Genomic DNA, 18,856 nt, shown 5'->3' with positions numbered 1-18,856 from the left:
CATGAATCAACACATACAATCATGGATTTCACAATTACAACTGCAACCGCACCCAGAAGGTGGTTATTATAAAGAAGTAATTAAAGGTACTACAGATGATACAAAGCAAAGAGCGCAGTATTCTAGTATTTATTTCTTATTAACGCATGACAATATTTCACATTTCCATCATATAGATGCAGATGAAATTTGGTATTATCATGATGGTGACTCACTTACGATTCATATGATTCACCCTGATGGTAGATATGAACAAGTATCTTTAGGGAAGAATATAGAAGCGGGTGACGTATTACAGTATGTAGTACCAAAAGGAACCATATTCGCATCATCAGTTGAAGGGCAAAATGATTACGCACTTGTTGGATGCATGTGTCAACCTGCATTTGAGTTTGAACATTTTGAATTATTGAGCCAAAGTTGGTTAAACGAACAATATCCTAACTTAGAAGATATCAATATGCGTTATGCATTATCTTCCGAAGCCATTGAACAAAACAAATTTTAAATTCTATAAAAAAGAGATTCGAGAGCCCGAGACATAAAGTAATGTCTCGGGCTCTCGAATTCTTAATACTTTTTTCACTTTATGTTATTTTGCAGTGCCAAATACTTCTTTTGCAATTTCTACTACATAAGCAAGTTTTTGCCATTGTGCATCTTCCGTAAGTTTATTACCTTCTTCTGTAGAGGCAAATCCACATTGAGGACTCAAACAAATTTGATCTAATTTCACATATTGCTGAGCTTCTTCAATACGCTTAAGTATAGTATTTTTATCCTCAAGTTCACCAGTTTTTGAAGTGAATAAACCTAGTACTGCTGCTGATTTATCATTTGGGAAATAGCGTAAAGGTTCAAAGTCTCCAGAGCGATCATCGTCATATTCTAAGAAAAATCCGCCTAAATTTTCCTGGAATAAATAAGGAGCTACTGGTTCGTAACCACCTGAAATTGCCCAAGTAGACTGGTAGTTACCTCGACAAATGTGTGTTGTAACGAGTAAATCTTCTGGTAATCCTTGTACTGCTTCGTTGACGACACGGAATGCGAGTTGACGTGCTGCTTCTTTTTCATCTTCGGTGCGATCACGACCACGTGTTTTTTGAGTTCCTGATGTTAGGTTTGCCCAATAAACGTCATCTAATTGAATATAACGCGCACCCAGTTCATAAAATTTTAATAGGCTGTCATGATATGCTTTGGCAACATCATGTGAATATGCTTCAATATCTGGATATATTGTTTCATTCAAAATGTTTGGATGGAACAATTGGTTAGGGCTAGGAATAGAGACTTTTGATGTCCCGCGGCCGTTTACTTTTTCATGTAAGAATTGGAAATGTTCAAAATGGGGATGGTTAGGGTTAAATGCAACCTTGTCTACAATCTTCACATTATGATTTCTAGTTTCAACACCTTCGAATTCCAAACCGTGTTCAGATGTATAGCCTTGGACACCTTCTAAGTTTTCTAAGAAGTCGAAATGCCACCAACTTCTACGAAATTCTCCATCTGTAATACTATGTAACCCTACTTCTAATTGTTTTTCGATGATATGTTCAATCTCTTCATCTTCAATAGCTTTCAATGTTTGTGAACCTATTACATTATTTTTATAGTCTTGTCGTGCTGCTTTTAAGCGATCTGGTCGTAATAAACTACCGACATGATCTGCTCTAAATGGTCTATGGATAACTGTCATGGTTAGGCTCCTTTATTTATGGAATTTTCTGAAAAATATAGATAAAATTTAACAGACTTCTGTGAAATTGTCAATTTCGCTTTTACACTATGAAATATAGTACAATAATACTAATCAAATTTTAAAGTTAAAAATAAAAGACATCAATATAATTCATGAGATGACATGGGAGAAACAGTTTTATATAATAATGACAAGGAGTTGGTGACAGTGAAAGTAAAATATATTGATAAGCGTCACTGGCGTCGCATCATTGATAGAGAATACACAGAGGTCAAAGTGAACAATAATAAGTTTAAAGGTATTATTGGTTTAGTCACTATGAAAAAAGTTCGAGAGCCATTAGAAGTATCAGTTGTTGGACAAAACATTATTGTTGCTGATGACAACTATCAGTGGTTACAAATCTTACCTGAGAAAAAACGTTATAGTATTACAGTGATGTTAGATGACAAGGGCAACCCATTAGAATATTATTTTGATATCAATTTAAAGAATGTTACACAGAAAGGGAATGCACGTACGATTGATTTATGTTTAGATGTGCTCGTATTGCCAAATGGGTCTTATGAACTTGTTGATGAAGATGATTTACATCGTGCATTGGATACAGGACAAATTACTAAAAAACAATATCATGAAGCATATGTAATTGCGCATCAGCTCATGATAAAAATTGATGCCGATTTTCCAACTATGCAAGACAAAATTATGTATTGTTATCATAAAATTAAACAGAAAGCAAAAGGGCAGAAACATAGTAAACATAAGCCGAAAGTGAACAAACATAATACTCATAAACCCAAACAACACACACAGGATAAACATAAACATACATCTACGCATAAACAAAGACAACAAAAGACTTCACATCATGAATAGAGCTAATATATGTAATGTAATTGAAGTATAGTTTTACACGAATTGCAAACGATGCAAACTACAAAAAATCATGTATTGAAAAGGCATATAAGTATATAAATAAACGTGTTATAGTGAATATTACATGTATAATGGAAAACTTAGAATTACATGTAGTCTACACAAATAAAAATGAGAGTTATTATACGATAATTAACAGGGGCTTATAAAAATAGGGGGATAATTATGAAGATTGACGATTATCGCTTGTTAACTACTTTGGATGAAACAAAAACACTGAGAAAAGCAGCCGAAATTCTTTATATTTCACAACCTGCAGTTACGCAAAGACTTAAAGCGATTGAAAATGCTTTTGGCGTCAACGTTTTTATCCGAACTAAGAAACAATTGATTACGACGACTGAAGGTACGATGATAATTGAACATGCTAGAGAAATGCTGAATAGAGAGCGTTTGTTTTTAGATAAAATGCAAGCGCATATTGGTGAAGTCAATGGAACAATATCAATCGGTTGTTCATCTCTAATTGGCCAAACCTTGTTACCTGAAGTGTTGAATTTGTACACGAGACAATTTCCTAATGTAGAAATTCAAGTTCAAGTTGGCTCAAGCGAACAAATTAAGGCAAACCATAGAGATTATCATGTCATGATTATTCGTGGTAATAAGATTATGAATTTAAGTAATACACATCTTTTTAATGACGAGCATTACTTTATTTATCCTAAAAATAGGAATGATGAACTAGAAACAATGCCTTTTATCGAATTCCAAGCAGACCCAATTTATATTAATCAAATAAAGGAATGGTATGGAAGTCAAATTGGGCAAGATTACCACGCAATGATTACAGTAGATCAAGTGGCAACTTGTAAAGAAATGTTATTAAATGGTGTTGGAGTAACGATATTACCAGAAATTATGATGAAACATTTAGATCGCGAATTGTTCGAATTTAAACGTGTGGATATCGATAATAAATCGCTCATACGTTCTACGTTTTTAAGCTACGATTCAAGTATGACACAATTGCCCCAGGTAGAGTCATTTATAAATCTAATGATGGAATATGTTGAGTAATAAAACAGCTATAGATTTTATTTAAGGTTTTATTTTATAATATTAAAGTTATTGCACTGACGAAGAAATATATTATTAAGAGAATAGAGGTTGTCTACATGTTTAGTGCCTTATTACATATTAAAAACTACAAATTATTTGTAGTGAATATGATGCTATTAGGTATGGGGATAGCAATTACAGTACCTTATTTAGTGTTGTTTGCCACAAATGATTTAGGTATGACTTCCACGCAATATGGATTATTGTTAGCCTTAGCTGCAATTAGTCAATTTATAATGAATACGATAGTTGCGCGCTTTTCTGATACTCATAATATTAATAGAAAATTAATAATAATTGCAGCCTTATTTATGGGGGCAGTTAGTTTTTCAATTTATTTCTATATACATGAAATATGGATTTTTATAGCAATGTACGCTATTTTCCAAGGGTGTTTTGCGCCAGCGATGCCTCAAATGTATGCATCAGCACGTGAATCAATTAATGCTTCTGCATCAAGAAATAAAGCTAAATTTGCCAATGCAGTTTTGCGGTCTATGTTTTCATTTGGCTTTTTATTCGGTCCTTTAATCGGGGCCTTACTACTAAGTGCTAATGGTTATTCCGGCTTGTTTGGTGGTACGATTACAATCATTATCTTCACCTTACTATTGCAAGTATTTTTCTTTAAAGATATAAAGACAGAACATACTGTTTCTGATGTAAATCATGTTGAGACAACAGCTCCCAATATGTTAAGGGATAAATCACTATTTGTTCCGTTTTTAGCGTTTATTTTACTGCATATAGGCCAATGGATGTATACATTGAATATGCCGCTATTTGTGACGAAATATCTTAATGAACCAGAAGGTTTTGTTGGTGGATTAGCAAGTTTATGTGCTGGATTGGAAGTGCCCTTTATGGTTATTTTAGGCATATTATCAGCAAAAATGACAACACGTACATTACTTATGTTAGGTGGTCTCTTCGGAGGATTATTTTACTTTAGTATCGGCGTGTTCGAAAGTTTAGCTATGATGTTTGTAGGCCAAGTATTTTTAGCGATATTTTTAGCAATACTACTTGGTTTAGGAATCAGTTACTTTCAAGATATATTGCCAGACTTTCCGGGCTATGCCTCAACATTATTTGCTAATGCGATGGTTATTGGACAATTATGTGGTAACTTGTTAGGTGGTATAATGAGTCAATGGGTTGGTTTAGGAAATGTCTTCTATGTTTCTGCAGGGTCTATATTTATAGGCATGATTCTCATTTTCTTTACTAAAGATCAAAAATTTACAGAAGAAAGTATGAGTAGTTAATAATGACAATTATTTTATGGTTATGTATTATAGTGGCATTTGTCTTAGCGTTTATAGGTTTAATTAAGCCGGTTATTCCATCTGTACTTGTCTTATGGGTCGGTTTTCTAATTTATCAATTCGGTTTTCACAATGGTAATTTGTCATGGGTGTTCTATGTATCTATGATTTTGCTTACACTATTTATAATCGTTGCAGATTTTATAATGAATCAATACTTTGTTAATAAATTTGGTGGTTCAAAAAAAAGTGAATACGCAGCACTTGTTGGTGTTATTGTAGGGTGCTTTGTATTTCCGCCTTTCGGCATTATTATTGTTCCATTTGCTGCGGTATTAATTGTAGAAATGATTCAAGAGCCAAATTTTTCAAAAGCTTTAAAAGCAAGTTTTGGTTCGGTGGTAGCATTCTTAGCAAGTACTATTGCACAAGCTATTATCATGATCATTATGGTAGTATGGTTTTTTGTAGACGCATTACTAATTAATTAAAATCATATTTTGAGCTAATAGTTTCATCTTGAGAATAAAGTGAGCAATTCATTTAATTCTAAGAGTACTGTTAGCTCTTTTTTTGTGAAAAATTATCACTCAAAAATTAAATTAGAACTATTAAATACACACATAATTTTAATGAAAGCGCATTAATATAATAAATTAATAAAAAATTAAGCAATTGCCTTGTTTTCAGTAACTTTATTTTAGTATAATCACAAACATGTTTAAAAAACGGAATAGGAGGGGAGTCGAAATGAAATATCCAATAGCTATATGGATGCTGGCTATCGGTGCATTTGCAATCGGTATGACAGAATTTGTAATTATGGGACTTTTGCCAAATATTGCAAGGGACTTTGATGTAACTGTGAGTCAAGCTGGACAGCTAATTACTGGTTATGCATTAGGTGTCGCCATCGGTGGACCAATCATAGTTATGTTAACAATAAAATGGAATAGAAAGTATCTATTATTAGTGTTAATGGCCATCTTTATTTTAGGTAATTTTGCTGCTTCATTTAGTACGAGTTATGGATTTATGATGACAAGCCGTATTATTACATCATTAGCACACGGTTCATTCTTTGGTATAGGTTCTATACTAGCTGCAAATATGGTTAGACCAGAGAAAAGAGCAAGTGCCATGGCTTTAATGTTTATGGGACTCAGTTTAAGTAACATCTTAGGTGTGCCATTCGGTACATTGGTTGGTCAGAATTTCGGTTGGCCAATGACATTTATTGTTATTTCTGTTATTGGTGCGATAGCTTTAGTAGGAATCATTATTTTTGTGCCAATGCAACGTGAAACAGTTAAATCTTCAGTATTAAATGAATTGAAAATTTTGAAAGAGAAGCGTTTATGGTTAACATTAGCAGTAACACTATTTGGTTTTAGTAGTGTATTTGCTTATTTCACATATATCTCTACAGTCTTAACTGATGTATCTAATGTTCAAGAACATCTTATTTCATACCTACTAATTATATTTGGTATAGGTGTTACATTAGGTAATGTCGTAGGTGGTAAACTTGCAGATTGGAATTTAAATAGAGCTTTACAGATGATATTTATAGTATTTATTATATATTTCGTACTGTTATACTTTATCCAAATGAACGGATTCTTAATGGTCGCAGGTATATTCTTCTTTGGTCTAATAGGATTTAGTATGAGCCCATCACTACAGTTCAAAAGTACTTTAATTTCAAAAGATGCGCCAACGCTTGCTAGTACATTGAATCAATCAGCATTTAATCTAGGGAATGCTTTAGGCGCCTTCATAGGTGGTTTAGTCGTTACACATTTACCAGTAGCGTCCCTAAGTCTTATCGCACCTATTTTAACAGCGATAGGTTTAATATTCTTATTTATCAGTGTTGCAGTTGAGAAAAAAGAAGGCATGACAACTTAAAGTAGTGCTGCCATGATTAATAAAACTGGAATATATAAAGTTTCAATTTTCCATATACACCTGTATTACACTTGTTCAGAAAAGGTAATAGAGTTAAGAAATCATAAGTAGAAATATTTTTAATTCAGCCAGATACTAAGCTATATAAAATAAGAGCCTGAGACATATAGAGTTATGTCTCAGGCTCTTGCTTTGTTTTTAAATATTAAAATCATGTTCTCACTAAATCATATCGAAGTATTTGCATCTTTATTAATATAGTGATGGTCGATATACAATGAAATTGGAATAATTATGAAAGAAATAATAATAAATGTCCAATTACTTATGAAAATGTAAGGACCTACAGCGAGCGCTGCTTGGGGCACAAAAAATACATAAAATATCGCACATAACAACAATATAATACTGATATATGTCATAATCCAAGTCCAATGTGATTTGGTAAAACATTGCATTTGTACAGTTTTAAAAATCATCCATATAAAAATGAAAATAATACTAATACCGACGAGTAACATTATCGGAAACGTGTATATATATAGTCGTTTGGCGCCGATAAAAAAGCCAATAAACCCCTTTAGGAAACAAAAAATACCAAAGAAAAGGAAAATATGTTGATAAATATATTTGAATATGTTGAAGAGTGTCTCATTCGGCAATTTTTTAATTTCTTTTTTTGCGTGTGATTTAGGGTCATGATCAAAGAAATCCATAGCGAGCGTGCCTTCTTTTTCGGCTTGTAATAATTGAGTTAATATACGATTTAACATCTTTTCGGAATCATGGGGATTCACACTTAGATCGGCACGTACATATGTCATATAGTTTTCGAATGTTTCTCTATCAGTATTGTTTAATCGTAGTGATTTTACATTATTTTCACGCATTAATCTTTCAGTAGATTTCATTTGAATTCCGCTACCTTTTTTATAGAATGTAAGAATAAGATATGGCTTATTATGACGAATATCACCACATAAATCAACTTAACTTTTTAAAAGGAGGAATTATGAAACAACTTTCACTATCGCAAAATCAATTTATAGAAGAAATTGCAAACATACATGAACAACAACTTGAACAACAGTATCATGATTACAAAAAAACTAATTTGTCAGTTGCTTTGCGTATAGAAATAATTGAGCGAAGCTTGAAATTAGAAGCGGGTCGAATTTTAATTGAAACACTGGATGGTGTCTTACTAGGATTTGTATGGGGGAGAATTGAGACAATTGGATGTAAAGTTGTGATTGAAATGCTCTATGTCCGTCCTGAATATAGACATCAAGGTGTAGGTGGCAAATTGAAATCATCCATTGAAGCGTGGGGGATTAGTAAAGGTGCTCAAAAAATAGAAAGTACCGTTGCATATAACAACAAACAAATGATTGAAATGAATTTAAATATGGGTTATCAGGTAGAGAAAGTAATTATGTCCAAAAAACTATCAGTAATTAATGAAGATGTTAATAATTAATGATAAAATTAATATATTATAATGAAAAAGGAGCTCTTACATGAAAAGGTGTTTGGCACTTATATTAGCAGCGACAGTTACATTAACAGCTTGTGGTAAAGATGATGAAAAAGCATCATTGGAAAAAGATGTTGATAAATTAGAAAAACAACAAAAAGATTTGAAAAAGCAAAAAGATAAATTAGAAAAAGAACATGATAAGTTGAAGGATAAATCTGAAAGTTTAGAAAAAGATATAAACTCAGAGACCTAAAGCACATAGATTATTGGATAGTCGAATGAAATACGGAGAATTAAAAAATATATCTGTATAATATACAGAAATTAGATTTAATTATTTTTTTTAAAAATACGTTGTAATATTTCCTAGGAAATCATTGTAATATGGTTTTACTAATTGTTATAATGGGTATCATTAAACATAATGTGGATTAGTAAATACGTATAAAAATGCAATGAAGTTGAAATACAAGGGAGTTATTAATTAATCATTCAAGCTTGAGTTAACGACTGGTTTGGAGTAAGTTATATTTTGATAATTTCCTTACATAGAAAAGAGGTAATGAATATGCACGAACAGGATTTCAATTTATTAGAAGGCAGAACTATTACTTTACCAGAATTAGGTAGAGAAATAGAAAATATTACAGGTAGAGAAATAAAAGACTCTACAGGTGAAATTAAACGTGTGATTGCACACTTACCAAACTTTGAATCTGATACAGATACTTTTGTAGCTACTTACAGATTAAATCATAAAAATGATTTTATTGATGCAACATTCACTGCACCAAAAAGTGAACGCGGCCGTTTGAAAGAAGTTGCAGTAAATGTAGAGTTGATTAGTTATATTTCAAGAGCTTAAATGTTAATTATTGATAGAATATGTAGGTAGCGCGATATGAATTGTTTCGTAACGCGTTACTTTTTTATAGAAATTTATTTTTCAGTATAGAGGTGTAACATATGACAGTTTATATTGAAACTGAACGTTTAAGGTTACGTGACTGGCGAGAGGAAGACTTGCTACCATTTCAACAAATGAACGCAAATCAACAAGTTCGTAGATATTTTCCTAGTTTATTAAGTTATCGACGTTCAGAACACGATATGAATAAAATGGATGAAGTTATATCAAAATATAATATTGGCCTATTCGCTGTTGAATTGAAAGAGACGAATGGTTGGTTAGGTTTTATTGGATTGAATTATGTGCCTAAAGAAAGTAAATATACATTTGAAGAGTTGCCATTTTATGAAATAGGATGGCGTTTAATCCCTGAAGTATGGGGGAATGGTTTTGCTACAGAAGGTGCGGAAGCTGTATTGAAATATGCCAAAGCTCAAGGTTTAGAAGATATTTATGCCTTTACTTCAGAGAATAATGCAGCTTCTAGAAAAGTAATGGAAAAAATCGGCATGAAATTATACGATTATTTTGAGTATCCTAATCTTAGTAAATATCATCCACTTAAAAGACATGTTAGATATCATAAAGATTTATCAAAAAACGTCTGAGAAGCGTTTTTTGATAGTGCACATTGTAATTCCTACAAATGCATAGGGATTTAGCTAAAGGCTGAGACAAATTTAATTGTCTCAGCCTTTAACAATTTATTGAGTTAGTGGGAATTATAGATGAGTTTCGCGAAGATAAATTTATTATCCTTATCAACCTTAGTCGTTTTTGCTGAAGTGGGAAGACGAAATCTTTTTAAATAAGTTAGATTTCTGTCTCGCTCCCTATTTATGACGATGTGATAAAACGTGTTTGGATAATTCCGCTTAATTGTTTTAATGCTACATCGATATCACCGGCATCGATATAAGCGTACGAGAAACGGATACAATGACGCGCATGTTTATCATAGACTTCACCGGGATTAATTAGTATATTTTCTGCAATAGCTGCATCGAAAAGTTTTTTCATATCGATGGAGTACTTAAATTGGAACCAAATGTAAAATGAACCTTCTGGCGTTGACCATGAACCTAAATTACTAAAATATTTATTCAGAGATTCTAAAAATAAATTTCTTTTAATTAAAAGTTTATCTTTTAGTCCTTTGAGGTGTTGGTCGTGATATTGTGTCTGTGTTAACCATTCTGTTGCGATATATTGTGATATAGAACTTGCGCCATAGTCATTTTGCATTTTTAAATCAGCTAAATGTGCCACAACGGAAGGTTTGGCAACGATCCAACCGACACGCAAACCAGGACTTACAGTTTTAGATAAGCTGTTCAGGTATAAAATATTGTCATTTGTATCAAATGATTTTAAAGGTTTAGGACGTTCACCATTAAAATATAAGTCACCATAAACATCATCTTCTACGATAGGCATACCGTGTTGTTCACATTGCATCATAATTTTTTGCTTTTCTTCTATTGAATAACAATGTTGTGTTGGGTTGTGTAATGTCGGTATACAATAAAAAATGCTGTTTGCATATTGTGCTTGTGCTTTAAATATATTGTTAATATTACTTTTAATATCAGAAATGCTTATTTTCTGTATATCAGCTCTAATATTATGCCAAGTACGTATTGAATTAATGTATGAAGGAGATTCAACAATAATCTTGGATTGTGGGATAAGTAAGCCATCTGCAATTAGTTTTAAACCTTGTAATGCACCAGAGGTTATACAAATGTGGTCAACGGTACATGTGATGCCTAATTTTTGCATATATTGTACAACTGCTTCTCTAAGCTTGATGTTGCCTTGAGGTGGTTCGTAATTAGTGTTTAATACATTAGTATTACACTTACTCAAAATTTCTTTGAACTGTTCATTAGGTATAAGATTGGGAGCAAGTTCACCAGTACTTAAACGTATCATATTGGAATGGAATTCTAGTTTATTTATTTGTTGGACAAAGTATTGATTATTTTTAGTTGTACTATTGCTAATATAGTTTTGCCAATTGATATTGTTTCTAATATAAGTATGCCAAGTATTTCCAGATACATATAAGCGTTGTTTCTCTCTACCTTTTATTATCCCCTGGCTTTTAAGGATATCGATTGCTTGTATAACGGTAGAACGATTCACTTGATATTTTCTAGCCATATCTCTTTGAGAAGGTAATTGCATGCCTGGTTCTAATTCTCCGGTATCAATTTGTGAAATGATATTATCAATAATTTTTTTGTATTTTGGTTTGAACATAAAATAGCTCCTATATAATCTGGTTGGTATTTTAATTTGCATCTGGTTGGTCCAATTTCTGTGCATATAGTATAGCATAGTTGATATAGACGTAATAATTAAAGGAGAGTAGTTTTGTATGTTGCAACCAGCAGTTCATGGATTACTTTTGGCATTAGGACTTATATTGCCTTTAGGAGCTCAAAATGTTTTTGTATTTAATCAAGGAGCTAATCATAAAAGCATTTACAAATCACTACCGGTAATAATCACCGCTGGTTTATGTGATACATTATTAATATTGCTAGCTATTTTAGGGGTGTCATTAATTTTGTTGTCTTTACCTATTTTGCAGATAACTATATATTGTATAGGTATTGTCTTTTTAATTTATATGGCATGGTCTTTATGGACATCGCATCAATATCAACTTCAAACTTATAAACCTATGACTGCTAAAAAGCAAATAGGTTTCGCATTATCAGTGTCATTACTAAATCCACATGCAATTATGGATACGATAGGTGTAATAGGTACAAGTGCTGCTATATATGAAGGAGTGGAAAAAGTAGTGTTTAGCATTGCCACAGTATTGGTGTCATGGATTTGGTTTTTCTTTTTAGCGATAGCGGGGAAGATTATAGGACATGTAGATAAAACAGGAAAATATATTACAGTATTAAATAAATGTTCAGCAATTATTATCATTATCGTTGCATTGATGATACTAAAACAGTTAATAGCAATTATTTGAATTATAAACAAAGGGCAAGGAAGCGAATTTAAAATAATTTACTTCCTTGCCCTTGATAGTTAGTCGTAAGTTCTAACGCCTAAAGGTTTATAATTATTGATTGTTTCAAATAGTGCTTCAGTTGTATCACATAATGGTGCTAAAGTATCGTATTTAGCATCGATAAAGCCTTCTTCAATCATATGAGATAATAGAGATTGTAATGGATCGAAGAAGCCGTTGATATTAAATATAGCAATCGGTTTTTGATGAATACCGATTTGTGACCAACTATACATTTCAAAGAATTCTTCTAAAGAACCAGCACCGCCAGGGGCCATGACAAATGCGTCTGCTAATTCGGCCATTTTGTTTTTTCTTTCATGCATAGAGTCAACTAAAATAAGTTCCGTTAATTTCTTACTAGTTATTTCTTTTTCATTTAACATATTAGGCATAACGCCAATAGCGTTACCACCATGATCTAGTACACCATCTTGGATTGCTCCCATAATGCCTACAGAACCAGCTCCAAAGATTAATTCATAACCTTTTTCGGCCATAGTTTTACCTAGCTGATAAGCTTCCGACATATAGGAAGGATCATTTCCTTTACTAGCGCCACAGTAAACAGCAATTCTTTTCATATTTAATCCTCCTTGTTCAAGTATTGATCTTGTAATATAGATGAAAATGCAGATTCAAATTTAAGCAAATCTTGTTCTGTAAATGCAGAAGGGCCTTTTGTACGTCCACCACTTTTTCTAAATTGTGCACTCGTATGCCTTTGCTCAAGTAAAGTGTCAATATTTTGGTGGTTATATACATAGCCTTTATGATGCATGACAATCTTTGTTTTATTAAGTAATAAACTTGCAAGACCATAATCTTGCGTAATTACTAAATCATCATTTCCTGCTAGTTTAACAATCCTATAATCAACAGCATCTGGTCCATCATCGACATAAATGGTTTTTACATGTTCTGGTTGTTCTATAGTAGAAAAATGACTGAAACTACGAACGATTGTAACAAAAATGCCTGTCCTTTTAGTCAATTCAATAACTGAATTGATTACAGGACAAGCATCTCCATCTATAATGACCTGTGTCATTAGTGTTATTCGCCTTTATTTTCGTTGTTTTGTTTTACAACGCTTTTAGCAACGTAGTCTTTATATTTTTTGAATTCAGATAAGCGAGCTTTTTTATCTTTTGCTCGTACTTTATCTTCTTCTTTGTGGCGTTTGTCGATGTTTTTTTGTAGGATTTTATCTAGTTTTTGAATATCTTTACGGTTTGCTTTCTCTAATTTTTCGCCTTTTTTCTCAGTTTCATCGTCAAGTTTGCCAGGTGTTAATCCAACTTTTTCCATATGTTTGTTAGATTTTTTCATATCTTTAATACGCTGTTTTTCATTATCTTGACGCGCTTTATCTTCTTCTTTATGACGTTTGTCGATATTTTTTTGAAGAATCTTATCCATTTTTTGAGCTTCTTTACGATTTTCTTTTTCTAATTTTTCGCCTTTTTTCTCAATATATGCTGGATCGTGTTCTTTAGCGATACGTTTAAGTTCTCGTTTTTGATCCATGTCGTGTTTTTTATCTACTACATATTCTTTCGCATGAGATGATTTTTCTACGACAGTATCTTTGAATTGTAAAGATTTATCTGCAACTGTTTTAGAAGCGCTCACGGTTGCATCGCTCGCTTTTTTAACGTCTGGGTGATCTTTAATTCGTTTACGTTCAACGATTAATGGTACTAAAAACACAGGAGCCACTGTGATTATTGTTTTAATTAATTGCTTTTTGTCCATATGCGTTGCCTCCATTTAATTTATACTATCTTCATATTACCCTATCATACATGAAAATAAACGGTAAATATAGCCTGAGTATAGGATTTATTAGGGAGAAATAGGCTAATGTTTATGCAATCTGTAAGAAAAGAATAAAAAGCTGATAACCATCTAAGAAATAGTGAGATGTTTATCAGCTTTAATGTTCAAGTATTTAAATTATTCTCCTGTGATACCTTGTCCAATACCAAAGCCGAAGTATAGAATGGCGATGATAATGACCAATATAATTCTATAAATTGCAAATGGTATTAATTTAATTTTACTAATTAAGTATAAGAAAGTTTTGATTGCAATTAACCCAACAATAAACGCGGCGATAAAGCCAAGAATATAGAAACCAATATGATTTAATTGAATATATTCCAAATTTTTCACTAATGATAAACCACTCGCTGCAAGCATGACAGGGACTGCCATAATAAACGTAAAATCTGAGGCAGCCTTATGATTCATTTTCATTAATACACCAGTAGAGATTGTTGAACCAGATCTACTAAAACCTGGCCACATTGCTATGGCTTGAGATAGTCCAATAATAAAAGCTTGGAAATAATTGATTTGGTCTACAGTTTGTGGATTTGTAACTCTTTTACTGTAGATATCAGCAATAATCATATAAATTGCGCCAATAAACAACCCAATCATTACTGTTGGTACACTGAATAGATATTTTTCGATAACATCATCAAAGAGCAAACCTAAAACACCTGCAGGAATCATACCTACAATGATATGTAATAAGTTTAAACGTTTTGGCTTTTGGCCAATACCATCAATAGGTTCTGCTCTGTATTTACCTATATGTAACATTTCGAAATAACGCTCACGAAATACCCAAGCGCCTGCGAATACTGAACCTAGTTGGATGACAATTTTAAATGTAAATGCCGATTCAGATCCTAAAAATTCACTCGATTTCAACCACATATCATCTATGAGTATCATATGACCAGTTGATGAAACGGGCGCGAATTCTGTTAAACCCTCAACGATACCTAGAATGATACCTTTAATCAATTCAAGTATTAACATAATTTACCTACTTTCATAGTACTTATAAAATTTTGTGCATTTTCATTTTTTAATGATAGCACAATAAAAATGTATTCTGCCACTTAAAAATGTGATTTTAGACTAAAGATGTATATAATTAATAGATAATAGTCATTTTAAAGGACATGTGTAAAGTTATAGTAAAATTTCAATTAAAATTATAAAAATTAATTGTGTCTAAAATATGAAAACATCAAGAAAAAGTATATAAAACAATGAGCGAATTAATTTAATTTTTATACACGCAGTCTATAATGTGAGGTAGGTGATATTTGTGAAAAGATTAACAAGTTTAGCAATGCAATATAAAATATATCCTATCTTTATGTTTGTAGTTAGTACACTTTTAGCAATTACAGTTGTAATACAAAATATTTCTATTGCAGAAATATTAAACGCAATGTTATTAAGCGCTAATCATGAGTTATTAAATATATTAATGTTTACATTAGTAGTTTTAATAGCACGTGCCACATTTAATACTATAAATCAAATGATAGGCAATCAAATGGCAGCGAAAGTTAAGCGTGATTTAAGAAAGCAACTTATTATAAAGCAATCCAAAGATCCAATTGGTGTGCAAATGAACACTTTAACTGAAAGTGTTGATGGCATTGTTCCTTTTTTTAATAGTTATTTTCCGCAAGTATTTAAATCAATGATGATACCGTTATTAATAATCATTGCTATGTGTTTTGTTCATTTAAATACGGCATTGATTATGATAGTCACAGCACCTTTTATTCCACTTTTTTATATCATTTTTGGTTTGAAAACCCGTGATGAATCTAAAGATAAAATGACTTATTTAAATCAGTTTAGCCAACAATTTTTAAATAAAATAAAAGGTCTAATAACGTTAAAACTTTTTAATAGAACTGAACATACAGAAAAAGAACTTTATGAGGAAAGTACTACGTTTAGGGATTTAACGATGCGTATTTTAAGAAGTGCTTTTTTATCTGGCTTAATGCTCGAATTTATTAGTATGCTCGGTATTGGTTTAGTTGCGTTAGAGGCTGGTTTAGGTTTGATTTTATTTCATAATTTAGACTTTAAGACAGCGGCAATTGCGATTATATTGGCACCAGAATTTTACAATTCAATTAAAGACCTTGGTCAATCTTTCCATACCGGGAAACAAAGTGAAGGTTCTAGTGATGTGTTGTTCGAAGTGCTAGACAAAGAGAATAAAGATCCTCAACCTCAAATACAAATTAATTTAAATCAGAGTGCTTTGATTCGATTAGACCAAGTAGATTTTAAATATAAAGACGCCTCTATGTATGCATTAAAAGATATTAACTTAAGTATAAAAAGTGGTGAGCATATCGCTTTAATTGGAAAAAGTGGCGCTGGAAAATCAACATTAGCGCAACTGATAGCACAAAATTTGGAAGCTAGTGATGGCACGATTACTTACAAGCAGAAAAATTTAAATATAGGGTTTCTTAGTCAAGCTCCTTATATTTTCAATTCATCTATACGAGATAATATAACGATGTTTCATCAAGTTGAGGAAGCACAAATATTACAAGTTTTAGCGGATGTTGAATTAAAAGAAAAAGTGTTATCGCTAAAACATGGTTTAGACACAAGAATAGGTGAAGGTGGAGAGATGCTCTCAGGCGGTCAAATGAGACGTATAGAGCTATCAAGAATATTATTGGGGCGCCCAGACCTATTAATCTTTGATGAGCCAGCAACAGGCTTAGACGTGAAAACTGAAAATGTAATACAAAATGTTATTGAAAGGCAGTTTTCTAATATCACAATGATTACTATTGCGCATAGAGCACATACGATTAAAAATGCAGACAGACGTATTTTGATTGAACAAGGAGTTTTAAAGTCAGGCGATACGCGTATATTAAACGACCCTCGACAAGGCGGTGATGAACATGAAACCACGGATTAAATTTAGTATAGATAAGGATTTAATATTATCTATTTTAGTTGGTGTAGTCGGTAGTTTAGTCGCATTAGGTATGTTCTTTTTAAGCGGTTATATGATTACTCAAAGTGCCTTAGGGGCTCCGCTGTTTGCGCTGATGGTATTGATTGTTTCAGTGAAAATGTTTGGATTTCTTAGAGCGGTAGCAAGATATATTGAGAGATTACTTTCTCATAGAACAACATTTACAATGTTACGCGATGTGAGAGTTCAATTCTTCAAAAAATTACTTCCAGTTGTGCCTGATGTTTATCGGAAATTCAATTCTAGTGACCTGATTGCACGTATGATTGGTAGAGTAGAGTCTTTGCAAAACATATATTTAAGAGTTTACTATCCGCCTGTAGTCATCGGTTTAACAGCAATCGTCACAATGGTTACGATATTTTATTTTTCATATATACATGCAGTGATTATTTGTTTGAGTATGATTGCTACGTTAATTGTTATCCCTTGGTTAAGTGCTAAAAGAGCTCGTATATTAAAAAGACAAGTAAATGAAGTCCAAGGTGAATTTTTAAGTCGATTTTATGACTATAAAGAAGGGTACGATGAATTAACACGGTTTAATCAAACGGAATATTATAAAAAGCAAGTTATAGAGCAATTAGATGCGTATGAAAGCGTACAAGCTAAAGAGCAACGTTTTCTATCACTTTATGAATATAGCTTGAATGTTGTAGCGATGATTGCATTATTTTTCACTTTATACTTAGGTGTTGTTCAAGTACAAAACCAACAATTAGACGTTGTGTATTTGACGAGTATTGTTTTAATGATGTTAACATTATTTGAACAAGCGATTCCAATGAGTAACGTGGCTTATTATAAAGCTGATACGGACCAAGCATTAACTGATATTAATGAGGTTATTGCACATCCAACGACACAAGGTAATGAATCTATGCAAATGGGAACGTTTGATGCATTGCCTTTAATGCAATTACGAGACGTTGATTTCAAATATTGGAACCAGTCAACACCTGTATTATCCCAGATTCGCTTAGTCATAAATCAAGGAGAACACGTAGCGATAGTAGGACCGTCTGGTTCAGGTAAAAGCTCTTTATTACAACTTATGCTAGGTCTATATCAAAGCGATAAAGGGGAAGTACTTTTACATCAACAACATATTTCTAAAATAGTAAATGAAGATAAATATAGTTATATCAATGCACTCCTACAATCTCAACAATTGTTTGACGGTACTGTAAGAGAGAATTTATTTTCAGAACAAGATGACAATGCGCTTAGAGAGGTACTAGACCGACTTGGATTAGCTCACATTAATTTAGATAGAGTGATTACACTTTCTGGTCAGACATTATCTGGAGGAGAAATACAAAGATTAGCTTTAGCAAGACTATTATTAAAACCTTCTTCACTTTGGATACTTGATGAACCAACAACTGCTTTAGATGTTCATCATACAAATGTAGTTATGGATTTAGTCCATAAGCAAGCTGAAACTTTAGTCGTAGCTACGCATGATTTAAGGTTGTTACCAAATTTTGATAAAATTATTGTTATGCAAGAAGGTGCTATTCTAGAAGAAGGTAGTTATGAAACTTTAGCTACTAAAGAAAATGGCTATCTACAACAAATGATTAAGATTAATGCTTCATAATGTTATGAATAATTATAAATGCTAAAATTATGTGATTTTAACTTAGCTTAAAAATACTAAAATAAGCTCTTACTTTCAATTTTACGCAGGGGAAGAATTTA

The 18,856-nt window shown here is 32.2% G+C and carries 20 protein-coding genes; 13 read left to right on the top strand and 7 right to left on the bottom strand.

Annotation, left to right across the window (positions count from 1 at the left end; translation table 11 throughout):
- The first annotated feature begins 1 nt into the window (after position 1).
- Complete coding sequence (locus ACSUE0_RS08110; RefSeq protein WP_436956912.1) at positions 2-508, top strand: cupin domain-containing protein; 507 nt, start codon at positions 2-4, stop codon at positions 506-508.
- Positions 509-592: 84 nt separating this feature from the next.
- On the opposite strand, the gene ACSUE0_RS08105 is transcribed toward ACSUE0_RS08110, so the two are convergent.
- On the bottom strand, positions 593-1,705 hold the full coding sequence (locus ACSUE0_RS08105) for a 5-methyltetrahydropteroyltriglutamate--homocysteine S-methyltransferase (protein ID WP_119614386.1): 1,113 nt from the start codon (positions 1,703-1,705) through the stop codon (positions 593-595).
- 210 nt (positions 1,706-1,915) lie between these two features.
- Between ACSUE0_RS08105 and ACSUE0_RS08100 the strand changes: the two genes are divergently transcribed.
- The 5 genes from ACSUE0_RS08100 to ACSUE0_RS08080 all read left to right on the top strand — a co-directional run bounded on the left by ACSUE0_RS08100 (position 1,916) and on the right by ACSUE0_RS08080 (position 6,888).
- Positions 1,916-2,587, top strand: coding sequence for a DUF402 domain-containing protein (locus ACSUE0_RS08100; protein WP_182475165.1), 672 nt, complete (start codon positions 1,916-1,918; stop codon positions 2,585-2,587).
- Positions 2,588-2,812: 225 nt separating this feature from the next.
- Positions 2,813-3,667: a LysR family transcriptional regulator gene (locus tag ACSUE0_RS08095; RefSeq protein ID WP_017722586.1), complete on the top strand. Its 855-nt coding sequence runs from the start codon at positions 2,813-2,815 to the stop codon at positions 3,665-3,667.
- A gap of 98 nt (positions 3,668-3,765) precedes the next feature.
- Entirely contained in the window at positions 3,766-4,977 is a 1,212-nt protein-coding gene (locus ACSUE0_RS08090) for a sugar efflux transporter (protein WP_119614385.1), read from the top strand.
- Between the two features lie 2 nt (positions 4,978-4,979).
- Positions 4,980-5,468, top strand: a complete 489-nt coding sequence (locus ACSUE0_RS08085; RefSeq protein ID WP_017722584.1) for a DUF456 domain-containing protein — start codon at positions 4,980-4,982, stop codon at positions 5,466-5,468.
- Between the two features lie 259 nt (positions 5,469-5,727).
- Positions 5,728-6,888, top strand: coding sequence for an MFS transporter (locus ACSUE0_RS08080; RefSeq protein WP_119614384.1), 1,161 nt, complete (start codon positions 5,728-5,730; stop codon positions 6,886-6,888).
- Positions 6,889-7,115: 227 nt separating this feature from the next.
- Here the strand turns inward: ACSUE0_RS08080 and ACSUE0_RS08075 are convergent, their stop codons facing one another.
- Complete coding sequence (locus ACSUE0_RS08075; RefSeq protein WP_119614383.1) at positions 7,116-7,799, bottom strand: DUF1129 family protein; 684 nt, start codon at positions 7,797-7,799, stop codon at positions 7,116-7,118.
- 101 nt (positions 7,800-7,900) lie between these two features.
- On the opposite strand from ACSUE0_RS08075, the gene ACSUE0_RS08070 reads away from it, so the two are divergent.
- The 4 genes from ACSUE0_RS08070 (at position 7,901) to ACSUE0_RS08055 (ending at position 9,886) form a co-directional block, all read left to right on the top strand.
- A complete protein-coding gene (locus ACSUE0_RS08070) occupies positions 7,901-8,368 on the top strand; it encodes an N-acetyltransferase family protein (protein WP_436956908.1) in 468 nt (155 codons plus the stop codon).
- Between the two features lie 40 nt (positions 8,369-8,408).
- Positions 8,409-8,621: an SA0632 family lipoprotein gene (locus tag ACSUE0_RS08065; protein ID WP_107531662.1), complete on the top strand. Its 213-nt coding sequence runs from the start codon at positions 8,409-8,411 to the stop codon at positions 8,619-8,621.
- Between the two features lie 315 nt (positions 8,622-8,936).
- Positions 8,937-9,233 carry a hypothetical protein gene (locus ACSUE0_RS08060; RefSeq protein ID WP_017722579.1) on the top strand — a complete coding sequence of 99 codons (297 nt, stop codon included), beginning with the start codon at positions 8,937-8,939 and terminating at the stop codon, positions 9,231-9,233.
- A 101-nt stretch (positions 9,234-9,334) separates the two neighbouring features.
- Complete coding sequence (locus ACSUE0_RS08055) at positions 9,335-9,886, top strand: GNAT family N-acetyltransferase (RefSeq protein WP_119614381.1); 552 nt, start codon at positions 9,335-9,337, stop codon at positions 9,884-9,886.
- A 229-nt stretch (positions 9,887-10,115) separates the two neighbouring features.
- On the opposite strand, the gene ACSUE0_RS08050 is transcribed toward ACSUE0_RS08055, so the two are convergent.
- Entirely contained in the window at positions 10,116-11,543 is a 1,428-nt protein-coding gene (locus tag ACSUE0_RS08050; protein ID WP_119614380.1) for a PLP-dependent aminotransferase family protein, read from the bottom strand.
- Between the two features lie 118 nt (positions 11,544-11,661).
- Between ACSUE0_RS08050 and ACSUE0_RS08045 the strand changes: the two genes are divergently transcribed.
- On the top strand, positions 11,662-12,276 hold the full coding sequence (locus ACSUE0_RS08045) for a LysE/ArgO family amino acid transporter (protein ID WP_119614379.1): 615 nt from the start codon (positions 11,662-11,664) through the stop codon (positions 12,274-12,276).
- A gap of 59 nt (positions 12,277-12,335) precedes the next feature.
- Here the strand turns inward: ACSUE0_RS08045 and ACSUE0_RS08040 are convergent, their stop codons facing one another.
- The 4 genes from ACSUE0_RS08040 to ACSUE0_RS08025 all read right to left on the bottom strand — a co-directional run bounded on the left by ACSUE0_RS08040 (position 12,336) and on the right by ACSUE0_RS08025 (position 15,153).
- The gene (locus ACSUE0_RS08040) at positions 12,336-12,902 is read right to left on the bottom strand and encodes a TIGR00730 family Rossman fold protein (RefSeq protein ID WP_119614378.1); all 567 of its coding nucleotides are present in this window, start codon (positions 12,900-12,902) and stop codon (positions 12,336-12,338) included.
- A gap of 2 nt (positions 12,903-12,904) precedes the next feature.
- Entirely contained in the window at positions 12,905-13,369 is a 465-nt protein-coding gene (locus tag ACSUE0_RS08035) for a YaiI/YqxD family protein (RefSeq protein WP_119614377.1), read from the bottom strand.
- Between the two features lie 5 nt (positions 13,370-13,374).
- Positions 13,375-14,076 (bottom strand): hypothetical protein, encoded by a 702-nt coding sequence (locus ACSUE0_RS08030; protein ID WP_436956905.1) that lies wholly within the window; start codon positions 14,074-14,076, stop codon positions 13,375-13,377.
- Positions 14,077-14,277: 201 nt separating this feature from the next.
- On the bottom strand, positions 14,278-15,153 hold the full coding sequence (locus ACSUE0_RS08025) for an undecaprenyl-diphosphate phosphatase (protein WP_119614375.1): 876 nt from the start codon (positions 15,151-15,153) through the stop codon (positions 14,278-14,280).
- A 295-nt stretch (positions 15,154-15,448) separates the two neighbouring features.
- Here ACSUE0_RS08025 and ACSUE0_RS08020 point away from each other — a divergent pair, with 295 nt between their 5' ends.
- A complete protein-coding gene (locus tag ACSUE0_RS08020) occupies positions 15,449-17,092 on the top strand; it encodes an ABC transporter ATP-binding protein/permease (protein WP_436956903.1) in 1,644 nt (547 codons plus the stop codon).
- Complete coding sequence (cydC, locus tag ACSUE0_RS08015; protein WP_119614971.1) at positions 17,076-18,755, top strand: thiol reductant ABC exporter subunit CydC; 1,680 nt, start codon at positions 17,076-17,078, stop codon at positions 18,753-18,755. The genes ACSUE0_RS08020 and cydC overlap by 17 nt, the downstream gene beginning before the upstream one ends.
- The last annotated feature ends 101 nt before the right edge of the window (positions 18,756-18,856 follow it).

This window comes from Staphylococcus sp. AS1337 (assembly GCF_051408735.1).
GTDB lineage: Bacteria > Bacillota > Bacilli > Staphylococcales > Staphylococcaceae > Staphylococcus > Staphylococcus xylosus_B.
The sequence above is the reverse complement of the archived record's forward strand: the minus strand, read 5'-3'. Positions and strand labels throughout refer to the sequence as shown.

What these genes read in the sequence shown, in the direction of transcription:
- ACSUE0_RS08035 (WP_119614377.1), bottom strand. Translation starts at nt 13,369, where the DNA reads ATGACACAGGTCATTATAGATGGAGATGCTTGTCCTGTAATCAATTCA.
- ACSUE0_RS08060 (WP_017722579.1), top strand. Translation starts at nt 8,937, where the DNA reads ATGCACGAACAGGATTTCAATTTATTAGAAGGCAGAACTATTACTTTA.
- ACSUE0_RS08065 (WP_107531662.1), top strand. Translation starts at nt 8,409, where the DNA reads ATGAAAAGGTGTTTGGCACTTATATTAGCAGCGACAGTTACATTAACA.
- ACSUE0_RS08045 (WP_119614379.1), top strand. Translation starts at nt 11,662, where the DNA reads ATGTTGCAACCAGCAGTTCATGGATTACTTTTGGCATTAGGACTTATA.
- ACSUE0_RS08025 (WP_119614375.1), bottom strand. Translation starts at nt 15,153, where the DNA reads ATGTTAATACTTGAATTGATTAAAGGTATCATTCTAGGTATCGTTGAG.
- ACSUE0_RS08050 (WP_119614380.1), bottom strand. Translation starts at nt 11,543, where the DNA reads ATGTTCAAACCAAAATACAAAAAAATTATTGATAATATCATTTCACAA.
- ACSUE0_RS08040 (WP_119614378.1), bottom strand. Translation starts at nt 12,902, where the DNA reads ATGAAAAGAATTGCTGTTTACTGTGGCGCTAGTAAAGGAAATGATCCT.
- ACSUE0_RS08080 (WP_119614384.1), top strand. Translation starts at nt 5,728, where the DNA reads ATGAAATATCCAATAGCTATATGGATGCTGGCTATCGGTGCATTTGCA.
- ACSUE0_RS08055 (WP_119614381.1), top strand. Translation starts at nt 9,335, where the DNA reads ATGACAGTTTATATTGAAACTGAACGTTTAAGGTTACGTGACTGGCGA.
- ACSUE0_RS08085 (WP_017722584.1), top strand. Translation starts at nt 4,980, where the DNA reads ATGACAATTATTTTATGGTTATGTATTATAGTGGCATTTGTCTTAGCG.
- cydC (WP_119614971.1), top strand. Translation starts at nt 17,076, where the DNA reads ATGAAACCACGGATTAAATTTAGTATAGATAAGGATTTAATATTATCT.
- ACSUE0_RS08090 (WP_119614385.1), top strand. Translation starts at nt 3,766, where the DNA reads ATGTTTAGTGCCTTATTACATATTAAAAACTACAAATTATTTGTAGTG.
- ACSUE0_RS08110 (WP_436956912.1), top strand. Translation starts at nt 2, where the DNA reads ATGAATCAACACATACAATCATGGATTTCACAATTACAACTGCAACCG.
- ACSUE0_RS08105 (WP_119614386.1), bottom strand. Translation starts at nt 1,705, where the DNA reads ATGACAGTTATCCATAGACCATTTAGAGCAGATCATGTCGGTAGTTTA.
- ACSUE0_RS08075 (WP_119614383.1), bottom strand. Translation starts at nt 7,799, where the DNA reads ATGAAATCTACTGAAAGATTAATGCGTGAAAATAATGTAAAATCACTA.
- ACSUE0_RS08030 (WP_436956905.1), bottom strand. Translation starts at nt 14,076, where the DNA reads ATGGACAAAAAGCAATTAATTAAAACAATAATCACAGTGGCTCCTGTG.
- ACSUE0_RS08095 (WP_017722586.1), top strand. Translation starts at nt 2,813, where the DNA reads ATGAAGATTGACGATTATCGCTTGTTAACTACTTTGGATGAAACAAAA.
- ACSUE0_RS08070 (WP_436956908.1), top strand. Translation starts at nt 7,901, where the DNA reads ATGAAACAACTTTCACTATCGCAAAATCAATTTATAGAAGAAATTGCA.